The organism is Flavobacterium sp., from assembly GCF_040382755.1.
GTDB lineage: Bacteria > Bacteroidota > Bacteroidia > Flavobacteriales > Flavobacteriaceae > Flavobacterium.
Genome location: NZ_JBEIET010000231.1, coordinates 1 through 1884 on the forward strand (window position 1 = coordinate 1; position 1884 = coordinate 1884).

A 1884-nucleotide genomic window follows, 5' to 3' on the forward strand; every position below is an offset into this window, starting at 1 on the left:
ACATTACAGAAAGCCCATTTTAAGTTCTGGTAACCATTGGGTCACCGCGGAAGCGCTGCCCAATTTTTCATTTTTGCTTAGTTTAATTAAAACAACATTACAGAAAGCCCATTTTAAGTTCTGGTAACCATTGGGTCACCGCGGAAGCGCTGCCCAATTTTTCATTTTTGCCTAGTCTATTAAAATAACATTACAGGAAGCTCATTTTAAACGCTGGTAACCATTGGGTCACCGCGGAAGCGTCATAGTTAGCTGCCCAAAAACGCATAATTGTATAGACTAGAAATTTGTATACTCAAAACCAGTTAAATAATTAAGATATGTGTAATATAATTTTTTGAAACTTTCACCAAAAACGTAGAAGCGTATTTACATTACAAACTTCATTAGTTTGCAGCAAATAAAATTTCAATGACAGCAAAAAAATAAAAAATGTAGAGGCAACTAAAAACAAGCGTTAAAACTAACTTAGAAAAAGTAAACTAACGACGTCGTGTTGGCAGTTGAAAGTTTGTAGCAAAACTAAAAAGAGGTTTTAGTTAATTTAGATGTAATTATTTTACTTAAACAAGTGACTATTACTAACTAACATGAAATAAACGTACTTAACTCTGTTCAAAAAACAATCAAACATTTACAACTCGTGTCTTTTGCTACAACAAAAGAGGTGAAGTCAATCAACTTCACTAACACTACTGGCACACAAACACACATGCAAAAGTTTGTACGCATGTACGCTAAACTAGCTTTTGTGATTACGTAACATAATGACCCACTTGCTAAAATTGAATCTATAGTCATTCAAATTCAACATTTTTGAAATCGATAACGTATTTTACAATTAGACAATTAAGCTGCATCAAATGTTAAGTTTATGGATTTAAACATTTTTTCTCTTAACATTAAATAATAAAGTAATTTTTGATGTTTACAGCAGCCAACGACAACCTTCAACGACAACCAAACGACGACCAAACGACGACCAAGAAAAAGAAGGAAGGCTGGAAAAAGTTGACTGCGCAATTTCAACAGTTGCATATTCACGTTCTAAAATTTTTAAATAAATACAACTTTTACAAATACACACCATTTTAAATTGTTGTTTCATTTATTTGTGCAGTTATTCAGTTAAAACGTTTGAATTTGTTTCACTTACCGCACCAAATGCCTTTGTCGACATCTCGAATTTGACGAAGTAGCCTATTAGAGGGCAAAAGTAAAAAGTTAGTTTCATAAAGTGAGCTCAACGCTGCACGCAGCTCAACAATAAAAAATGATTCTTAAGTTACAAATTTAACGAGCTTGTATTTAAAAACAAATATTTAATAATTAGACCGACTTTTTCCAAAAAAATCTACTTTATGTACAAACAGTGCAGTTTATTCAGTCAAAACGTTTCAATTCAATTCACTTGGCCTTTGTTGACATCTCGAATTTGACCAAGTAGCCTATTAGAGGGCAAAAGTAAAAAGTTACTTTCATAAAGTGAGCTCAACGCTGCACGCAGCTCAACAATAAAAAATGATTCTCAATGTACAAATTTAACGAGTCTATTTTTAAAAACAATTAATAATTAGACTTTGCGATGCAATGAATGTCGCATACTTTTAAAATTAAAAATCTAAAAATAATCACCCACGAGTAATTTCATAGATCAACCTTTAGCTAAAAAATTCAACAATTGTTAGGGTTCTTAAAGCCTACAGCCATCAATACCACAACCGCCATCAAAGACACATCATTTCTTTGGTGTCAAATTACATCTCTCACACACCAAACGATGTATAACAAAATTGCTATCATTTACAGTTGCAGTTGACTAGATCCGAGGTATAATTGCGGCTCCCCGTACCTGCGGGCCCCGGTTCGCTTCTGGTCTTGTGC

1 protein-coding gene is annotated in these 1884 nt (G+C 33.4%); it reads right to left on the minus strand.

Going from position 1 to position 1884, the window contains the following annotated elements; genetic code table 11:
- Positions 1-928: 928 nt before the first annotated feature.
- Positions 929-1108: a hypothetical protein gene (locus tag ABWO04_RS11575; RefSeq protein ID WP_353079842.1), complete on the minus strand. Its 180-nt coding sequence runs from the start codon at positions 1106-1108 to the stop codon at positions 929-931.
- Between the last annotated feature and the right edge of the window lie 776 nt (positions 1109-1884).

Bases quoted from the DNA above. Each gene is read 5' to 3' on its own strand.
- ABWO04_RS11575 (WP_353079842.1), bottom strand. From the start codon at position 1,108: ATGAAACAACAATTTAAAATGGTGTGTATTTGTAAAAGTTGTATTTAT.